Origin of the sequence: Microbacterium sp. UBA3394 (assembly GCF_002358725.1) — a bacterium.
Lineage (GTDB): Bacteria > Actinomycetota > Actinomycetes > Actinomycetales > Microbacteriaceae > Microbacterium > Microbacterium luteum.
This window is the reverse complement of record NZ_DEPK01000071.1, coordinates 4,090-4,978: the sequence shown is the minus strand read 5'-3', so window position 1 is coordinate 4,978 and position 889 is coordinate 4,090. Positions and strand designations below refer to the sequence as shown.

2 protein-coding genes are annotated in these 889 nt (G+C 66.4%); one reads left to right on the top strand and one right to left on the bottom strand.

The genetic code is table 11. The annotated features are described in order from the left end of the window. The first annotated feature begins 105 nt into the window (after positions 1-105). Positions 106-375: a 30S ribosomal protein S15 gene (rpsO, locus tag B4E30_RS04095; protein ID WP_286793615.1), complete on the top strand. Its 270-nt coding sequence runs from the start codon at positions 106-108 to the stop codon at positions 373-375. 76 nt (positions 376-451) lie between these two features. Here the strand turns inward: rpsO and B4E30_RS04090 are convergent. Next, a partial coding sequence (locus B4E30_RS04090; RefSeq protein WP_349676946.1) for an acyltransferase family protein occupies positions 452-889 on the bottom strand: 438 nt, incomplete at its 5' end.

Here is an 889-nt window from a genome sequence, read left to right as displayed (position 1 = left end):
CAACGCTGGTAGACTGTTGCGGTTGCCGTTGGATCGGCCGCGGATAAAGAGAGCTCACGCATCAGGCGTCGGGCACCGCGCAACAAGCAGAGAGGGGATCACTTTATGGCACTGGAAGCAGACGTCAAGAAGGCGATCATCGACGAGTACGCGACGCACCCCGGTGACACCGGATCCCCCGAGGTGCAGGTGGCGCTCATGACGCGGCGCATCACCGACCTGACCGAGCACCTCAAGGGACACAAGCACGACCACCACTCGCGTCGTGGTCTGTTCCTGCTCGTGGGTCAGCGCCGTCGCCTGCTCGGCTACCTCCAGGACGTCGACATCGAGCGCTACCGCGCGCTGATCGGTCGTCTGGGGCTTCGCCGATAAGAGCCACCGCGTTCAATCGTCTTCTCGAAGGGCCGTCCACGGTGTGGGCGGCCCTTCGTCGTGCGCTCCGCTCGGGTCAGCCGCTGCGAGCACGGCGTGACCCGGTCGGGTCATCGCGACGGCCCACGTCGGCGAGGGTCGCATCCGCGAACAGCCACGACGGGCGCGGCTCGACCAGGGGGCGGAACACCTTTCGTACGGGAGAGGTCGCCAAGCCCAGGGAGATGAGCACCGATGCGACGATGACGATGGGGAGCCACAGCCATGTCGGGTCGAGGCCCCGCAGGACGCCCGATTCCCGGAACGGGTAGAGCACGAAGGAGTGCAGGAGGTACACGTACATCGTGTACTGGCCGAAGTGCGTCCACCAGTGGCCGTCGCGCGGGATGAGCGCGAAGAAGGCGAGGCTGAGGATGAGCGCGACGACCATCAGCAGGAGGCGCACGCCGCCCGCCCACCACCCGGTTTCGCCGATGGAGGCGTAATCGTCGTCGTAGAACAGCCACTGGCGCAG